Origin of the sequence: Longitalea arenae, assembly GCF_016924755.1 — a bacterium.
Taxonomy (GTDB): Bacteria; Bacteroidota; Bacteroidia; order Chitinophagales; family Chitinophagaceae; genus Niastella; species Niastella arenae.
On the sequence record NZ_JAFFJX010000011.1, the window covers coordinates 79,031 to 95,869 of the forward strand.

At 47.2% G+C, this 16,839-nt stretch carries 11 protein-coding genes; 1 reads left to right on the forward strand and 10 read right to left on the reverse strand.

Features of this window, described 5'->3' with window-relative positions; genetic code table 11:
* Window positions 1-31: 31 nt before the first annotated feature.
* Window positions 32-1,360: a sigma-54-dependent transcriptional regulator gene (locus JT717_RS20090; protein ID WP_205512830.1), complete on the reverse strand. Its 1,329-nt coding sequence runs from the start codon at window positions 1,358-1,360 to the stop codon at window positions 32-34.
* Between the two features lie 168 nt (window positions 1,361-1,528).
* Between JT717_RS20090 and JT717_RS20095 the strand changes: the two genes are divergently transcribed.
* The gene (locus JT717_RS20095; protein WP_205512831.1) at window positions 1,529-1,708 is read left to right on the forward strand and encodes a hypothetical protein; all 180 of its coding nucleotides are present in this window, start codon (window positions 1,529-1,531) and stop codon (window positions 1,706-1,708) included.
* A gap of 377 nt (window positions 1,709-2,085) precedes the next feature.
* Here the strand turns inward: JT717_RS20095 and JT717_RS20100 are convergent, their stop codons facing one another.
* From JT717_RS20100 to JT717_RS20140, 9 genes are all read right to left on the reverse strand, one after another.
* Entirely contained in the window at window positions 2,086-4,488 is a 2,403-nt protein-coding gene (locus JT717_RS20100; RefSeq protein ID WP_205512832.1) for a TonB-dependent receptor, read from the reverse strand.
* A gap of 39 nt (window positions 4,489-4,527) precedes the next feature.
* A complete protein-coding gene (locus JT717_RS20105) occupies window positions 4,528-5,574 on the reverse strand; it encodes a sensor histidine kinase (RefSeq protein ID WP_205512833.1) in 1,047 nt (348 codons plus the stop codon).
* Window positions 5,571-6,245, reverse strand: a complete 675-nt coding sequence (locus JT717_RS20110) for a response regulator transcription factor (RefSeq protein WP_205512834.1) — start codon at window positions 6,243-6,245, stop codon at window positions 5,571-5,573. The genes JT717_RS20105 and JT717_RS20110 overlap by 4 nt, the downstream gene beginning before the upstream one ends.
* Before the next feature lie 220 nt (window positions 6,246-6,465).
* Window positions 6,466-8,784 carry a Gldg family protein gene (locus JT717_RS20115; RefSeq protein WP_205512835.1) on the reverse strand — a complete coding sequence of 773 codons (2,319 nt, stop codon included), beginning with the start codon at window positions 8,782-8,784 and terminating at the stop codon, window positions 6,466-6,468.
* A gap of 17 nt (window positions 8,785-8,801) precedes the next feature.
* The gene (locus tag JT717_RS20120; RefSeq protein ID WP_205512836.1) at window positions 8,802-9,734 is read right to left on the reverse strand and encodes an ABC transporter ATP-binding protein; all 933 of its coding nucleotides are present in this window, start codon (window positions 9,732-9,734) and stop codon (window positions 8,802-8,804) included.
* 7 nt (window positions 9,735-9,741) lie between these two features.
* Window positions 9,742-11,268: a PKD-like family lipoprotein gene (locus JT717_RS20125; RefSeq protein WP_205512837.1), complete on the reverse strand. Its 1,527-nt coding sequence runs from the start codon at window positions 11,266-11,268 to the stop codon at window positions 9,742-9,744.
* A 3-nt stretch (window positions 11,269-11,271) separates the two neighbouring features.
* Entirely contained in the window at window positions 11,272-11,976 is a 705-nt protein-coding gene (locus tag JT717_RS20130; RefSeq protein ID WP_205512838.1) for a DUF4843 domain-containing protein, read from the reverse strand.
* Window positions 11,977-11,981: 5 nt separating this feature from the next.
* Window positions 11,982-13,397, reverse strand: a complete 1,416-nt coding sequence (locus tag JT717_RS20135) for a RagB/SusD family nutrient uptake outer membrane protein (RefSeq protein WP_205512839.1) — start codon at window positions 13,395-13,397, stop codon at window positions 11,982-11,984.
* 1 nt (window position 13,398) lies between these two features.
* Window positions 13,399-16,803, reverse strand: a complete 3,405-nt coding sequence (locus JT717_RS20140) for a SusC/RagA family TonB-linked outer membrane protein (RefSeq protein ID WP_205512840.1) — start codon at window positions 16,801-16,803, stop codon at window positions 13,399-13,401.
* Window positions 16,804-16,839: the final 36 nt, after the last annotated feature.

A 16,839-nucleotide genomic window follows, 5' to 3' on the forward strand; every position in this document is an offset into this window, starting at 1 on the left:
GGGTTTGCGGCCGGCAGGCAGTAAATTCGATTTAAAGAATCTTGTACTCTTCGATCTTTCTGTAAAGTGTGGTAAGGCCGATTGCCAGCAGCGCGGCTGTTCTTGTTTTATTGCCATTGGTATAGCGCAGTACTTTTACTATATGGTCCTTTTCAACGCTGGCGAGGGTTAAACTTGCAGAACCGGCAGACTGTTTCTGGATCTCAAAAGGCAAATGTTCCGGCTGGATCGTATCACCGTCAGTCATGATGGTGGCTCTTTCGAGCACATTGCGTAATTCGCGAATATTACCTTTCCAGTTATGCTGTTTTAGCAGTTGCAAAGCTGCATTGCTGATATGTAAAACCGGTTTATTTTCCCTGGCTGCATAATAAGCCAGGAAATGACGGGCCAGTTCAGGAATGTCTTCAGCATGATCCCGCAAGGGGGGTAATGAAATGGTAAACACATTTAACCGGTAATACAGATCTTCCCGGAAAGAAGCCTCCTCGATCATTTTTACCAGGTTCCTGTGAGTAGCAGCAATTATGCGCACATTAACTTTAGTGGTTTTCACATCACCGAGTTTTATGAACTCGCCATTTTCGATCACCCGCAGGAGTTTAGCCTGCAGGTCGATATTCATTTCACCAATCTCATCGAGGAACAGGGTGCCGCCATCGGCCAGTTCAATCAAACCTTTTTTATCTTTTGTGGCGCCCGTGTAGGCGCCGGCTTTATGCCCGAACAATTCACCTTCCAGCAGGTCCCTGGCAAAGGCACTGCAGTTGATGGCGACAATAGCTTTATCATTCCGGTTGCTGTGCGCATGAATAGCATTGGCAAACACTTCCTTGCCGGTACCGGTTTCTCCGAGGAGCAGCACATTGGCGTTTGTTGGGGCAATTTTCTGCGCCAATTGAACAGCATCTTTTATCAATGGGCCTGCGCCGATAATATCGTTAAATGTATATGCGCCCTTTACTTTGATTTTTACAGCCGCCTTCTTTCCTGCTATTGCTTTTTCGTATGCCTGGTGCAACAGGGGGACTATACGGTCATTATCGTTGCCCTTGGTGATATAATCAAAAGCGCCGTTCTTGATAGCCTGCACACCGTCGGGGATATTGCCAAAAGCCGTTAACAAAATGATCTCGACCAGCGGATGCTTTTCCTTTAATTCCTTCACAAACCGAACACCGTCCCCATCGGGCAATTTTACATCGCACAATACGATCTCGGGTTCCTGCCGGGCCAAGAGATCCCAGGCGACTTTCAGTGTGCCGGCCTGTTCAACGGCAAACCCTTCCAGTGAAATTATCCGGCTCAGTAGTTTCCGCAGCTGTTCTTCATCATCTATAATTAAAATATTGCCTGCCATAGTTAGTATAATGCACAAAGGTAGGATGCTGAAAGAAAACCCACCGTTTTTAGTTAGGGCGCTTTCTGCGGGTCATTGTTTCAAACCCGGTGAAAGCATAGGCCGGTGGCGGAACATGAATATAAAGACCCCGGGCATTGTTTTTTTATGAATATAAAAAAACGGTTTATGACAAAGAGCACATCAAGAAAGCAAAAAAGCACAAACAACAGCCACAAGGGAGAAACTGAACCCAGAAGACAAAAGGGCGCACCCAGTACAAGCAATAAAAGCAAGGCAAAACATGAGAAGGACGATTCGTCTGGCGCAGAAAAGAACACCACAAAAAAGCAAGGCAACAGCATCTGACGAACTCAAAGCGCCAAGCCGAGACCTTTAGCACCTGTAGTGTTTATTCATATTGAGGAACGGCCGCAGCCGCCTTTGGAGAGGCATGAGCTGCCCTGTCGCCATGTAAGCCTGTAGGCACCATCCGGTTGGTGCGTAACAGAGATTAAGCAATTCCTTAACAAACTCATTTTGATTCATAGAATTTACATTAGTGGAAGAGTGTGGTAACGTTTAATTGGTATAAAACTAAAAAAAAACCGCGATTAAGCGATTTTTGATCCCGAAGTGCCGAGCAGATCCGCGCAGCCGTATTATAAAATGCAATCAAGTGTCATATTATTTAGCCGCGTAATGGTCGTCATCTTTGGTCATGCCTTTAATACTTACATTTAAAACTAAAATTTGTAATTGTAGCCCAGTCTGAACACCTGCGTTTCATAGTAGTCTGTACTGATATACCGGAATCCATTGCCGTAGATCTCCTTTTTAAGCTGCAGTGTATTAGCTACGTCTGTTGCATTGAGGAACAATTCGCCCTGGCCGCGCTGGATGATCTTTTTTACACCAACGTCAATGGAAAAGCGGGAAAAGGTCTTGCCTTGCGGAACAAGATCCGGCGCCTGGTATATGGCGGTCATTTGCGCCTCTGTATGTTTTGGCAAACGAAATACTGCATTGAGCTTTATATTGCCAGAAAAGATCTTTGCTTTGGTTGCGTAATAAATATTGTCGGCTGGATATTTGTTAAATACCGTAAAAGAATCAATGATGTTTTTATATCCATTCATATTAAGTCCAAGCATTGCCCATGACGCCAGGTTTTGCGAGATCAGCAGCTCCATACCGGAGCTATAACTTTTACCTGCATTTTGAAAAATATTATAAATGAGCGTGCTGCCCGGTACAACAGAACCTATCCTGGTAATTGTTGCCTTCATGCGTTTATGGTAAGCGGAAGAAAAGAAGAAACCGCCTGTCCATTCCGTTTTATAACCCAGTTCGAACGTATTGGTAAATTGGGGTCTGAGACCCGGATTGCCCACTTTGATGATCTCCGCATCATCATACTTTGGAAATATCCGGATATCCACTTCATTGGGCCGGTCGATGCGCCGGTTGTAAAAGAGGGAGAGTTTATTGTTGTCATCGATCTTATAACCCAGCCGTATATTTCCAAATGGCTGCAGGTAATGATAGCGGTCGCTTTTATAAACAGCATGGTGGGGATTTACGTTATATTCCACATGTACATACTCGAGCCGCATGCCGGCCTCTATTTCAAAACGACTGCTTTCGAGGATGTAATTGCCATAGAATGCAGGGATAGTTTCAGCGTAGTCGGCCCAGCCGCCGGCAGTGGTATCGAGGACAGAGTTGAAACCTGGTTTAAAATGCATGTTCACCGGAATGAAGCGCCTGCGGAATTTGATACCTGTTTCAAACCGTCCGTACCGGAGCGGTTGTACATAATCAAGATTTACGTCGGCAACATGCTCGTCGCTAATGAGAGCGAAGGAATCCCGTCCCGTGTAAGCAGGCATTATATTGGTAAAAAAGTACTTTTCATCTTCCCGGTGGAATGTATAGTTAAAGTTCGCATTCAGCGATCTTCCGGGCCTTTCGAACTTGTGCTGCCAGCTTATAGACGCTGTAGCAGTTGTTTTTAGCTCATCTTCGAGGAACTGCCAAAGGCGGCGGCGTTCTTTCAGATCTGCGTTAAAAAATGGCTCATCGCCGCGGTCCAGGATCTTTTCACTGCTGAACAAGCCTGAAAGCGTAAAGGTATTCTTTGCATCGAAGAGCCAGTCGATACCCGATTTAACCGTAACGATATTGGTGCTGCGGTTCCTTTTTGTTTGCTGTTTTACCGTATCGCCATTATCATAGTACCGGTCAACGAATTCATTCCTGTTCAGCGTTTTTGTATTTAAATTATCAGCTTGCAAAAAAATATTCGTTGTACGCTTACGGTAGTTGAGCGATACAGATGGATTGATCTTTGGTGTTGCGGTATACTGTGGTCTGATCGTTGGATAATTCTCCTTCTTTATCCATAATGCGCCTGCCCCTGCTGCAATTCCTACTTTTCCATTAAGACCTTCCCGGTTTTCTTTTTTGTAAATAATGTTAATGATGCCTGCATTGCCGTTGGCATCATATTTCGCAGAGGGGTTGTTGATGATCTCGATCTTTTCAATGGCTGAAGCAGGAATATTTTCCAGACCGCTTTGGCTGCCAAATCCGGTGAGGGCAGTCTGTTTGCCATCTATGAGTATCATCACCTTATCACTTCCCCGCAATTGTACTTTTCCATCTTCGGTGCTAATGCCCGGCAGGTTTTTGATAGCTTCGAGTACTGAGCCGCCAGACTGGCTCACATTAGCGGCCAGGGAAAATGTCTTTTTATCCATTTTGGCGGTAATTGGCTCCCTCTGCGCGGTAACGGTTACGGCAGCCATGGATTTGTCATAAGCAGTTAAATACAGGGCGCCCAGGTCAATGAAATTATTGAGTTTTCCAACCAGTAGCGGCTGCGTTTTTACTGCATAACCTATATAGCTGCATGTAAGAAGGTAATTTCCGGAGGGTATATTTTCAAATAGAAATCTTCCTTTGTCATTTGAGATCGTGCCCATGAATAAAGAGCTGTCATTGGCATGATGCAGGGTGATATTAACATAAGCCAAAACCGCTTTGGTGCCGGAATCTCGCAAAACGCCCCCTACGCTCGCCCGGATCGACTGTGCATGCGATATAACCGTGGAAAGTAATAAAAGTAACAAGAGCGAGTACTTCATATTACAGAGGTACCATCTGATTCTGAATAAAATTTGAAATCAGAACCGCCAGCTAAACACATGGCAATTATCTGTAAAGCGATAGTCGATCTTCCAATGATAGCGATTGCATATTTGTTGAACCAATGCGAGGCCCAGCCCGGTGCCCGGCGAATGTGCATTAGCCGTGGCAAAACGCTTGAATAATTGATCTTTATCCAGTGGCATATTGCCTTTATTTGATATAACGAGCAGGTTTTCCTGTAAATTAATTTCTATAACGGTGCCGGGAGCACTATGGCGAATGGCGTTATTGACGAGGTTTTGCACTAAAAGTTCAACCAGGATCCTGTTGCATTCAATTAAAACATGGTCTTTGACCTGCACATTGACACTTATATCCCTGCCCTGGGAAAGACCGGCAAATACAGCGGCTGTTTGCCTCACCAGGCCCGAGCAATCAACGGATTCAGTATCACTATACTGACTGTTTTCTATTTTAGTGAGCAGCAGCAGATTTTTGTTGATCCGGTTAACGCGGGTCAGGGCCTTCATGGCATCTTCGATATATTCGTATTGTTCGCTGGTGAGCGGTTTGGTTTGAAGCAGTATTTCCATTTTGGATTGCGCAATAGCCAGGGGCGTCTGCAGCTCGTGCGAGGCGTTATCGGCAAATTCTTTTTGCTGACTGAAAGTGGATATGTTGGCCGATAACAATTTATCGAGGCTTTCATTGAGCTCATTGAATTCGGCGATATCTGTTGAATCAAAACGTATGTTTTGTTGCCGGTGCAGATCGAATTGCCTGATGCGGCCAAGGCTGTTATAAAATGGTTGCCATAGTTGCCGCGAGATCCTGCGGTTGATGAATATAAAGCCAACCAGTAAAAGCACGAAAAAAACGACCGTTAACAGGGTTACCGCGCCGATGATCAGCAGGCTGTCTTCCCGGTTCGCTTCAGGAGTAAGAATGATGTTGTGCTCATGTTTCAGTTCATATTCCCACAGCAGGCTTATGGCAGTATAATAAACAGGTATGCTGATAGCAAGCACCAGTGCTGAATAAAGCAGTAATCTTTTTAAGGAATGATTCATTAGTTTTTTCATACATCCCATTTATAACCGCTTCCGTATATGGTCTTTAAATAATTGGTACAGCCTGCGTCGGAAAGTTTCTTTTTAAGATTTTTGATATGCGCATATACAAAATCATAGTTGTCGAACATATCGGCCAGATCACCGGAAATATGTTCAGCAAGTGCATTCTTTGAGATCACGCGGTTCTTATTGCTGATAAAATACAAGAGCAGGTCAAATTCCTTTTTAGTGAGCGCAACATCTGTGCTGTTTACCGTGACCCTTTTTGCCAGCAGATCAATTTTCAGTTCATGTTGCTCTATGACATTCGAATGGCCAAAATATTTTCGCCTGATCACGGAATGTATACGGGCGGCCAGCTCAGGCAGGTGAAAAGGTTTGGCGAGATAATCATCAGCGCCTTCCTGTAAACCGGTGATCTTATCTTCCAGTGAATCTCTTGCGGAAATGATGATAACGGCGTCCTGTTTGTTCTCCGCTTTTAAATAGTGTAGTATTTTCATGCCATCGCCGCCGGGTAGCATCAGGTCGAGCAGGATGCAATCGTAGCAGTGAAGCTCTGTTTTCTCCAGGGCCTGTTGAAAGCTGGAAGCATGTTCACATAAGTACTGCTCGCTCGTCAGGTACGCTGCAATACTTCCTGCCAGTTCCGGTTCATCTTCTATGATCAGGATTTTCATCAGGCAACATAGGTTTAAATTCTGAATTTATTCTGAATAGGGGTTGTTTGCTTATGGTTGCCGGCCGGCGCCAAAGCTGTGCCGCTATATGTCACAAAATTAGTATTTGTCACTGTAGTTTTAACAATCAAGCAGCTCCAGCCTTTACGACCATCTTTGTAACAGGCAATAAAAAAGGACCGCTTTCGCGATCCCTGGATGTAGGTAAGTTTCATGGCTATTATTGTCTTCTTCGCCTGATCCATATGACCAGGTAACTGAGCAACATTATACCGGGAAGAACACCCGTAAATGCTACCCTGGAAACTTTGAAACCCGTTTTGCCGATATGAATATCGTTATCAGTGAAAGGAGGACGGGTCACATCCACAGGCGCCTGGTAGTCAGACAACCAGTTGAAGGTTCCCGCGATGAGCAAAAAATTGGCCGGGAATATGTCCTTGCGGGAATGGCCAAGTTCTCCATTGCTGATACAATCGGCATCACCCAGTACAATTATTTTTTGTTCTTTTCCATGCACCTTCCGGGTTAGCGCAATGGCAGTGGCGGTTCCAGCTGCTGCCGCTTCGCCAGCTGCAGGGTTCATCACGGCACTGTCGTCTACAAAATCAACGGTCTCCAATTCATTCCATACCCCGGCCGAATCGGCTACCAGCAAAGGCGTAGCGGTATATCCTTTTGCAGCTGCGTCGTTGTAGAGCAGACCGGCTGCTGATGGCATTACCACTACCTGCCTGTTTTCCCGGATCTGGCCAAATGCAGCGGCGATCTTACCGGCCTCTTTTGCAGGATGGGCAAACAGCAGGTCAGCCTGAAAGTCCTTATTTGGTTTTACCAGCCTGCCTTCCATCACTTGCACCCCAAAAAGTGCGGTAACAGGATTCATGGTTTCCTGCCGCTTCGGTTCAGCGGCTATCAGCAGGTTTCCTCCCCGCTCAATATATTGTCGCAGATGCTGCTGATGTAATTCTGGCAGCGCCGTTTTCATATCCGCAATAACGAGGATGCTCACATGCGCCGGTACTTCCCTGTCAAGCGTAAGCTGCTCGAAGTCGAAGCCCTGGTTGATTAATGAATACCTAAAAGTATTTTCCCTGGCAAACTTGTTATAGTCGCGGTCGCCTTCTTTAATGCAATCGCGTTCCCCATGCCCGCCCACGAATCCTACTTTAGGTAATGTGGTAACCAGCCGTTTAATGGCTGCACTTATTTCCGCTTCGGAAGGAAAAAGCATGGGGTCATTAAAAATACGCAAGACCGACTGCTGCCCGCTGTCGCGTTGCAGCACTTTTACATGCCTGAAATCCTCGCCGGCCAGCGTTTCTTTGATGTTTTGTAAATCACTTACCGGCACAAACATCGTTGAATCCAGGCCAAAGGTCTGGGCGATCTTTCCCACCCGTTCTTTGTCGCTCAGTGTTGGATAACGCATATTCAACGACTTCTCATTGTTGCCCTTCGCATAATAATGCACATATTTCATTTTGATCTCGGGCTTGAACCGCAGATATTCCCTGTACATGCGCAGGTCCTGCAGTTCAAACGGCGGTAAACCAAAGATCAGTAAGCGATCTTCATCTAATGCATTGCCATAGGTGGTAATGGTTAAACCGCCTTTCGCCTTACTCACAATATCCTGGCTGGCCCTGGTGAGCGTACGCAATTTTGTTCGGGTGGCATCATAAAAGAACATCAATGCAGGGCGTGAGCTCATGTAACCGATAAGCACAGCGCTGCCAACCACGAACAGGTACCGCACCAGCGACGCCGCCGAACGCGTTTTCTGCCGAACTGAACGGAACCGCACTATGCTTAACCCGAGGAAGAGGCCGATAACGGCGAGGAAATAAATAACATCTTCACTGCTGATGATGCCGCCAATGAACTCATTCGTTCGGCCGCTGATCGACAGCCAGAACATTATATCCCGCACAAATGGAACATTTTGCCACAGCTGGCTGGTATAACTCAGCACGGCAAAAACGGCAAAAGTGCCCATGGCGGCTACCACCTGGTATGATGTTAAGCCCGACATAAAAAGCCCTACAGCACCATACGCACAGATCAGCAGAAAAATGCCCAATAAACCGGTTAAAGTGGCGGGGAAATCGAAATTGTCTACCACAAAGGCCCCGTACAGCGTAAAAAGGAACACGATGCCGGTCATCAACAGCGCATATACGGCAACGGACATAAATTTTCCGAAAATGATCTGGGCATCGCTGATGGGCGAAGAATACAAAAGCTTGATAGAACCGCTGCTTAGCTCACGGCTCATCATACCCATTGTAAGCAGCGGTATATAGAAGTACAGGTAGCCCAGCAGCTTTGCATAAAATCCATTCCATTGATCGGTATATAAATTCAGGGTAACACTGTTCAGCTTGTATCCCAGTTCCTTCGTTGTGACGAACCCTTCGAGGGTGCCGGTAAAAACAAGACTGGCCTGGATGGTAAACACGATGAGGATCAACCAGGCAATGGGTGAATAAAAAAGCAGTTGTAATTCGGTACGGGCGATTCTTATCGTTTGTTTCATTATTTCAATTTCTACGTTCAGGAACGGGTTTGTTTTTTAGACAATGTGGCAAAAATGCTGTCCATGGAATTTTTCTCTGCACTGATCTCCTTAAGGCGCCAGCCACGTTGTACACTGTGGCCGATGATCGTTTCCAGCATCTCGTCGGCGCCGTCTACCTTCACCCGGTAGCGGAAGCCGCCGAGTGATTCCACGTCGAGTACATTGGCAAGGCCTTTCAGTTCTTCTGCTGCCCGTGGCTCCAGCATCGTGAGCATAATGGTGCCGGGCGCCGCATAATGATCAAATTCATCCATGCTGCCAGAGAACACCACGCGTCCTTCCGCCAGCATGAGTATGTAGCTGCAGGCTGCCTGTACTTCCGAAAGCATGTGGGTACTGAGGATGACCGTTCTTTGCCGGGCGATCTCTTTGATAAGGTTACGGATCTCCAGGATCTGGTTTGGGTCGAGCCCATTGGTTGGTTCATCCAATACCACCAGTTCAGGGTTATGAATGATCGCCTGTGCAATGCCTACCCGTTGCTGGTAGCCGCCCGATAAATTTCGTATCAGCCGTTTTCTGAAATGCGCAATACCACAGAGGTCAAGCACCTTCTTCACTGCCTGCGCCTGTTCTTTGCGCGGTATCAATCGCAGGCCGGCACAATGTGTCAGGTATTCTTCAATATTGAGATCTATATGCAGCGGCGGCCGCTGCGGAAGAAATCCTATCAAACTTTTGGCGGCAATAGGTTCCTTGCGAATATCGATACCATTAATAAACACTTCGCCTTTGGAAGGCTTCAATACACCACATATAATATTCATCATGGTCGACTTGCCCGAACCGTTGGACCCTAACAAGCCATAGATCCCTTTAACGGGTATTTCAAAATCGATATCGCGGATAGCCCATTGTGCAGTATACCGATGCGACAGCTGAACCGCTTTTATTATTGGATGATTCATACGTTGTTTACATTTGATAATAGCCAAATCCTGTTTTGTACATACCGCTCACCGGCAGGCCCTGGTTCAGCACGATTTTCTTTATAAGGCGTTTTGAGGGATCGGCCAGCTGATCTGATAAAATGCCAAGAATATAAACATCACCGTTCTCCAACGCTACCATTAGCTGGTCATGCGTATTTATGCCCATGATATTGTTTTGTGCTGCAGTTATGATCTTAATGGGTGAATCAAAGGTGAAATATTCCGAGCTCATGCCTGGACCCTGCTCGTGCAGGTAAAGCGTTTTATTGCCGCTGCCGCCGGAATAGAACATATAATTTTCGATACGCGGCAACTGACAAAATACACTTTGCGCATTGGCGGTACCTGCACCCAGGGGAGTCTCCCCCATAAACAAAGCGCTCACTGTAAAGCGCTGGTCCATGATCATGACCTTTTGCTGATAATACTTCGTTCCATCGAAAAATACCAGGTAGTAAGAAGAGGTGAACCGGCCCTGCTGCAACCTGCCCACATACACCAGTTCTTTATCCATGGCATTGATCAGTGTTGTGCCGGGTGGTACCGGCGGTCCGGGCATATAGTTCACCGGCAGTACCGCGCCCCCATTGTCGGAAGCAAGGAAAAGCTTACCCTGTGTTTTATCGTAGAGCAGGGTTTGACCGCTCAGGAAAGTGCCATCCCAGCCTTTATCGAATTGCACACCGCCCCCAATGAACATGGGTTTATTGGGATATACACCGGATTGAGTAAGGCTGTTGTCCACGTGCTTGCGCATATAAATATTGCCGTTATCATCCAGCATTAGGGTGTAGTCCCACATATAAAACTCACCGCGCGGACGAAAATCGGGCGGAAGCGTATTTCCCAGAAAAAAGTTATTGCTATTGGAAATGGCATTCAGGGTGATGCCATCCAGCTCTATATTACCGCCGCCATCGTTCCTTACAATCAGGATATTTCCCGGGTTGGTGATCCCGGCGCCTGCCCAGATCTCTTTTAGCTCCATTGCGTTTGGACCAAGCTCTTTTTCAGAGACCGTGGTATAAAAATCGGCATTCACCTCAAAACTTACCGGGTCAATAAAAGAAATGATGCTGCGGTTATCCTTTTTTGTTAGCACCACCCATCCGGTAAGATAGGCAGGTATGGCATCTACGGTAACGCCGTCGAGGAAAGTAGACGCGTCATTTTTATTCACCACTTTGAGCTTCAGGTAAGGTCTTGCCCCGGTGAGCTTGCGCACGGGGTAGTCCAGGACCGGCGAACTGCTTATCTGCTCGTCGTTGCAATACCAGGTGAATGCAAAGGTTTCGGTAAGTGTGCTGGCGCGCAGCGTATCGCCCCTGTAAATCAACCGCGGATCGATGTGCAGCGTATCGGCCACCCGGGGCGTGATATAGTTTGCATCCCCATCAATGAGGATTGTTACTTTGTTCAGCGTTGCATAGTCATAATTGCCTTTGTCTTTATAACAGGAAGACAATAAAAGAAGGCCCGATAGGAGACTATAGATGGTTATCTGTTTCATGTGTCAGAGTAAGTTCGGTGATACATTGATCTGGCCATGCTCATCTACATATACTTCGCCATTTTCGCGGCCACGTGCCAGAAAATCGCGAAAAATGATGGCGTAGGCGCGCTTTTCGGTTTCGGTTGCACCAGTGAGGTCGGCAATACCTGTAGCTTCAATGAAGAGCCGGTACTTGGTATCGGAATAGGCATCCAGGAAAAGTCTTTCCATATCCTCGTTCCACCATTTGGGGCGGGCGATCATGTCTGAAAAAGTAATGTCGATGTACCTGTTGCCGGGAGGCCCCAGCCGGAAAAACGTGCTTTCATTAAGAAAGAGCCTGAGTTTGAATTTCCCGGTTTTGAGGCGGTCTGAATTGTGCAACACCAGCGCAATGGTATCGAAAGCGCGCCGTGAACGCAATACGTTAGGACCAGGCAACTCGTAATCGCCGGGCAAAGCGGTCGTATTCGATGCATCTACCGCCAGTTCCACTGGCCTGTCCTCATCACTCAGCCTGCCTATCAGCTTTATCAGCAGGGGTATGGTATCTTTGTTTGCTCCTGGATGGAAGGCAAAAGAATATTCGATGGGCTTTACGCTGCTACTATCACTAAGATTATTGGCGAGGTATACGTAACTCGTTTCGCCGAATGCATCCACCGCATCCTTCTTACAGCTCATCAGCCAGCAGCCTAACAGGGTTATGAGATAAAAATGTTTCATGTCATTTATCTTTCGGTTACGGGCAATACAAATTTGTCGGTCAGTGTCTGGTTGCCATTGGTTTCGTCGAGTATGGTCTTGTTCAATCGCTTGTACATAAAGAACAATTTGCCTTCTCCCATGAACTCCCGGCGGGCATCGTTGATAATGGCATCCACAAAGGCGGCTTTGTTCTGGAATGGCGACAACGGAATAGTGCATCCGCGTTTGGTGCGCAGGGTATTCAGCAGGTCCAGGGCGCCATTGGGATCGGTATCGTACCGGGTTTCGGCGGCAATATGATACAGCTCACTCAACCTTATTACGGGGATCAGCGAAGTGACGTCTTTTTCACGTTTGTCGCCCTGGCCGGTCTTATACTTCAGCAATTGTTTTCCGTCGGCGGTGAGGTAACATTTCTTCCTGTAATCGGAATTCAGGTCTGCACCGAAGATCTGGTTGGTGTTAGGCAATAAAAAGGTTACATTGTTGAAGCCTTCTTCTTCATAATCTATCCGGTATAAGGCAAACAACAGATCGTCTGACAATAGCCGGTTATATTCTCCTACATCGATGTTGGTGCCTGGTGTAAAATTGATGACAGGTTCATTGCCGGGCATTTTATCATTGATCACTTCCATGGCGTTATCGAGCGCCAGCCGGTTATTGCCGGCATACAGGGCAACGCGCGCCAGCAAGGCGGTGGTGGCGTAAAAGCCCATACGAAAACCTCGTTTGCTTGATCCAAAGTATAACTGGCCGGGGCCTTTAAAGGCAAAGCGAAAGTCTTTGTGAAAATAGGTTTTGGCCTCTATGTGGGTATCGAAAGGCTTTTGCAGTTTTTTACTCAGCTCGAGATCGGCGATGATCAATTGCAGTATTTCGCTGGTGAGCCTTTCTGGCATGGGGGTGTTGCTAAGCGTTGTGTAATAGGGAATGGCCGCCACATCTTTTACAATGGGCGCCGGTGCAAACAGGCGAAGCAGGTCAAAATGCAAGAGGGCGCGTATCGATAACAGCTCTCCTTCCAGCCGGGCCCGCTCTTCGGGTTTGAAGAATCCGTCGCCCTTTTTATTCATCTCATCCAGCAATCCGTTGCAATTGGCAATGGTGCTGTAGGCCCGGGCCCAGATGCCGTTGATCTTCCGCTCCATATCAAGGGATACATAATCATAATTCTTCAGGCCATCGTACAGCGTATTCTTTGTTTCGTACACGCGGGCCAATACATCTACCAGGTTAAACGCCAGTTCGCCGCCATACAAAGGGTCGGAAGACAGGTTGGTATAAATGCCGTTGAGCGCTACCGAAAAACCTTCCGGTGTTGACAGCAATACATCTGAAGACACTTCTGATTTGGGCTCCAGCTCAAGCCACTTCTTCACGCAGCCCGTGTTCATGAACAGTATGGCCGCTAAGATCAAAGAGAATACGTTTTTCATTTTAAATGCCGATGTTTAAAGTAAGGTTGAGGGTTCTGGCGTAAGGATAATCGGTTCCTCGTTCGGTGTCAACAGACGAGATACGTCCCAGTTCATTACTGGTTACCTGCACCCTGCAGTTATTTACTTTCCACCTGCTGAGTAAGCGCTGGGGAAGGTCGTAGCCAATGGTAACGGAATTGAAGTCGATGTAATTATTGCGCTGTACAAAGCGGGAGGTCACCTGTGTGGTCTCATTCCATAAACGCACGTCTTTTAAATAGGTAACATCGCCCGCCTTCTGCCAGCGATCTGAAAATACCCTGTTGTCTACATTCCAGTATACGTTTGCATTTTCTACTTTGCTCACAAGCGTGTTGTTGTACATGTCGCCGCCCACTTCATACAGGAATCCGGTAAACACAAAGAAGTTCTTATAACTGAAGTTACATCCGAATGATCCCCGCCAATCGGGCTCGGTATCGCCTACTACCACATGCTGGGTCTGATTCCAGGTGTAAGTAACATCGCCGTTGCGGTTTAGAAAAACTTCCCTGCCATCTGCAGGATTGATGCCCAGCGACTGCATGGCATATATAGCCGTTAGCGATGCGCCTTCGAAATATTTATTCAGCGGTTTATTTACCACATCGTGATCCGCATAATATTTTTCTACGCGCTTATTGTACTCTTTGAGCGCGTCGCCGATCTTAAGAAATTTATTACTGTTGCGCGCGGCAGTAGCATACAGGTTCAGGTTCACCGAGCGGGAACTGAGCACCTGGTACCGCATATTGAACTCATACCCCTTGTTCAGGATCTCCCCCAGGTTACTTTTATACGATTTGAAACCGGTGGAGAAAGGCAAAGTGATATCCCCTATGAGGTCGACTGTATTTTTATTGTAGTAATTGAAGGTAACGCTAAGCCTGTTAAAAACGGTAATGTCGACGCCACAATCGAACATGGTTGTTTTTTCCCACTTCAGGTCCGGATTGGCGAGTGTCACCAGGTTAGCGCCTATACCGAACGCATACCAGTCTTCAAAATTATAACCGTAGGTACTTTTAGATACGCTTTGTGAAAACCCGGCTTTGCCAACCTGTCCGTAGTTGGAACGCAGTTTCAGGTTGTTCAACCAGGGATAGTTTTGTTTTATCCCTGCATAATTATGCACGTTGATCCCGGCGCCCAGCGACCAAAAAGGTGCAAACCGCACATTGGAGCCAAATTGCGAAGCGCCATCGTAACGGCCGGAAACATCCAGCAGGTAAATATTATTATAGCTGTAATTCGCAGACGCCAGGAAGCCGAGCAGCCGCGATCTCTCATTGTCGCCGGTGGGTTTATTCAGGATCTCAGCGGCGAAATTAACATCATCGGTATTACCTGTAAGAAAGCCCTGAACGGAATAGCCGGACCGTATCATTTCTTTCTGGTTGGCATTTGCCCCCAGGGTCATATTGAGAAAGTGCTTTCCATAGCCCCTGCCATACAACAGCAGGGCGTTCAGATCCCAGGTGCGCATCTCATCATCCAGAATACTTTTCGTTCCCCTTTTCGTGAAATCCATATTGTTGAATTGCGAGGAAGCCGGGTCTTTAAAGTTTTGCTGCTGGCTTTTTTGCAGCATTACGGAAAGGCGGGTATCCAGCCGTAAGCCATCTGCGATGGTCCAGCGCAGATTGAAGTTGTTTGAAAAATCGTTGTGCGTCGTACGGTTGTAGCTTTTCAGATGCGCATCGTAGAGCGGATTCCCCTCCCCACCGGGATGTCCCCAGTCGGTCAACAGTTTCTTGTAAGCCCCGTCCTCATCCCATAGATCATCATAGGGGTTCATCATTGCATAGGTAGCAAAGGAACCAAAGGGAGATTCCTGAGATTGAATATTATTCCACTGGATATAATTCCTGAACATCAGGTTATTTTTCCTGTAGGAAATAGAAAAGCCAAGGGAATTATTATTGCGTTCCGAACCTTTCATTACACCCTGCGTGCGCGCAAAATTCAGGTCGGCGCCGAAGATAAATTCTTTGGAACCGCCTTCTACCAGTATATTATGACGTTGATTTAAACCGGTGCGCAGCGGTTGTGACAGCCAGTCTGTTTCCACCCCGCGATTGATCTCTGCCAGCTTACCGTAGTATGTTTGTTCGCGTTGCAATGACTGATCAGGCGGCTCATTGGGGCGGGGTTCAAACACACCCGCGATCCGTTCCAGCTCCAGTTTTTCCCTTGCGTTCAACAAGTGGTAACTCGAAAGGTCAGGTGCTGTAACGCTTCCGTTCAATGAATAGTTTACCCGCAATTTTCCGCTCACCGGTTTTACCGTTTCTACCACAACTACTCCATTAGCAGCGCGCGACCCGTAGATGGCGGTAGAAGCCGCATCCTTGAGAATGGTGATAGACTCCACACGTGTGGGGTCAAGGTCAAAAATCCTTTGTGCCGGCACCTCGTAACCATCTAGGATAAAGGTCGGCAGGTTGGGATCATTGCGAAGCTGTGTCGGGGTCAGGGCCGCTTCATCATCCGGCAGGGTGACATCGCCAATGCCTGAACGGCCGCGAATATAGATGGGGTTAATGTTATTGGGATCGGAACCGAGGCTATTGTTATCGATCACTTTGAAAGAAGGATCGAACAGCTGCAGACTGCGCAGCACATTGGCAGGCGCTACTTTCAACAGCTCGTCGCGTTTGATAGTGAGGGCCGAGCCGGTAAAGTTGCTTTTGTTGATATTGGAATAGCCGTTGACGATCACCTGGTCCATCTGGCTGTTGCTGTTCTCCAACGCGATGTCGATGATGAGCAGTTTGCCCGGCGTGGCTTTTACGTTATCAACCTGGTCTCTTTTAAGAGCAACTGCGGTATAACCTTCCGGTACTTCGTTAATGACCACTTCGATGGTTTCATAACCGATGCTGGAAATTTGCAGGATGGTTTTTGCGGGTATGTTGCGCAGGTTAAAATTACCCTGTGCATCGGTGATCGTACCTGATTGCAGCCCCTTTAACCTGACCGATGCGCCCGGCAGCAATTCGCCCTTGCGCGAACGGATGGTGCCCGTAATGATCGCCAGCGGAAAAGGAGCAGGAGTGCCTGTCACCGATAGTTCAGCTTTGGTTGATGGGTCCTTGCTTCGGGAAAGAAAGACGTTTTTCCCGCGAATGCGATAAGCGATATGCTGGTCCCTGAAGATCAGGTACAGGAACTGATCCAGCGGTACATTGCTGACAGCTACACTTACAGGTTTGGCAGAAGTAAGTATACTCTTATCGCCGGAGATCACATAACCGGTTTGTTGTTCGATCGCTTCGAACACTTTGTTCATGGCTATGTCTTTTCCCGAGATAGTGATGCTTTGGGCTATAGAAGGCCCTTGTGCCAGGAGCAACCCGGCAATCAATAAAACAGTCAATCTCATTGTCAACAGTGTTTTGGTTGGGTCATGGCTTTTGGT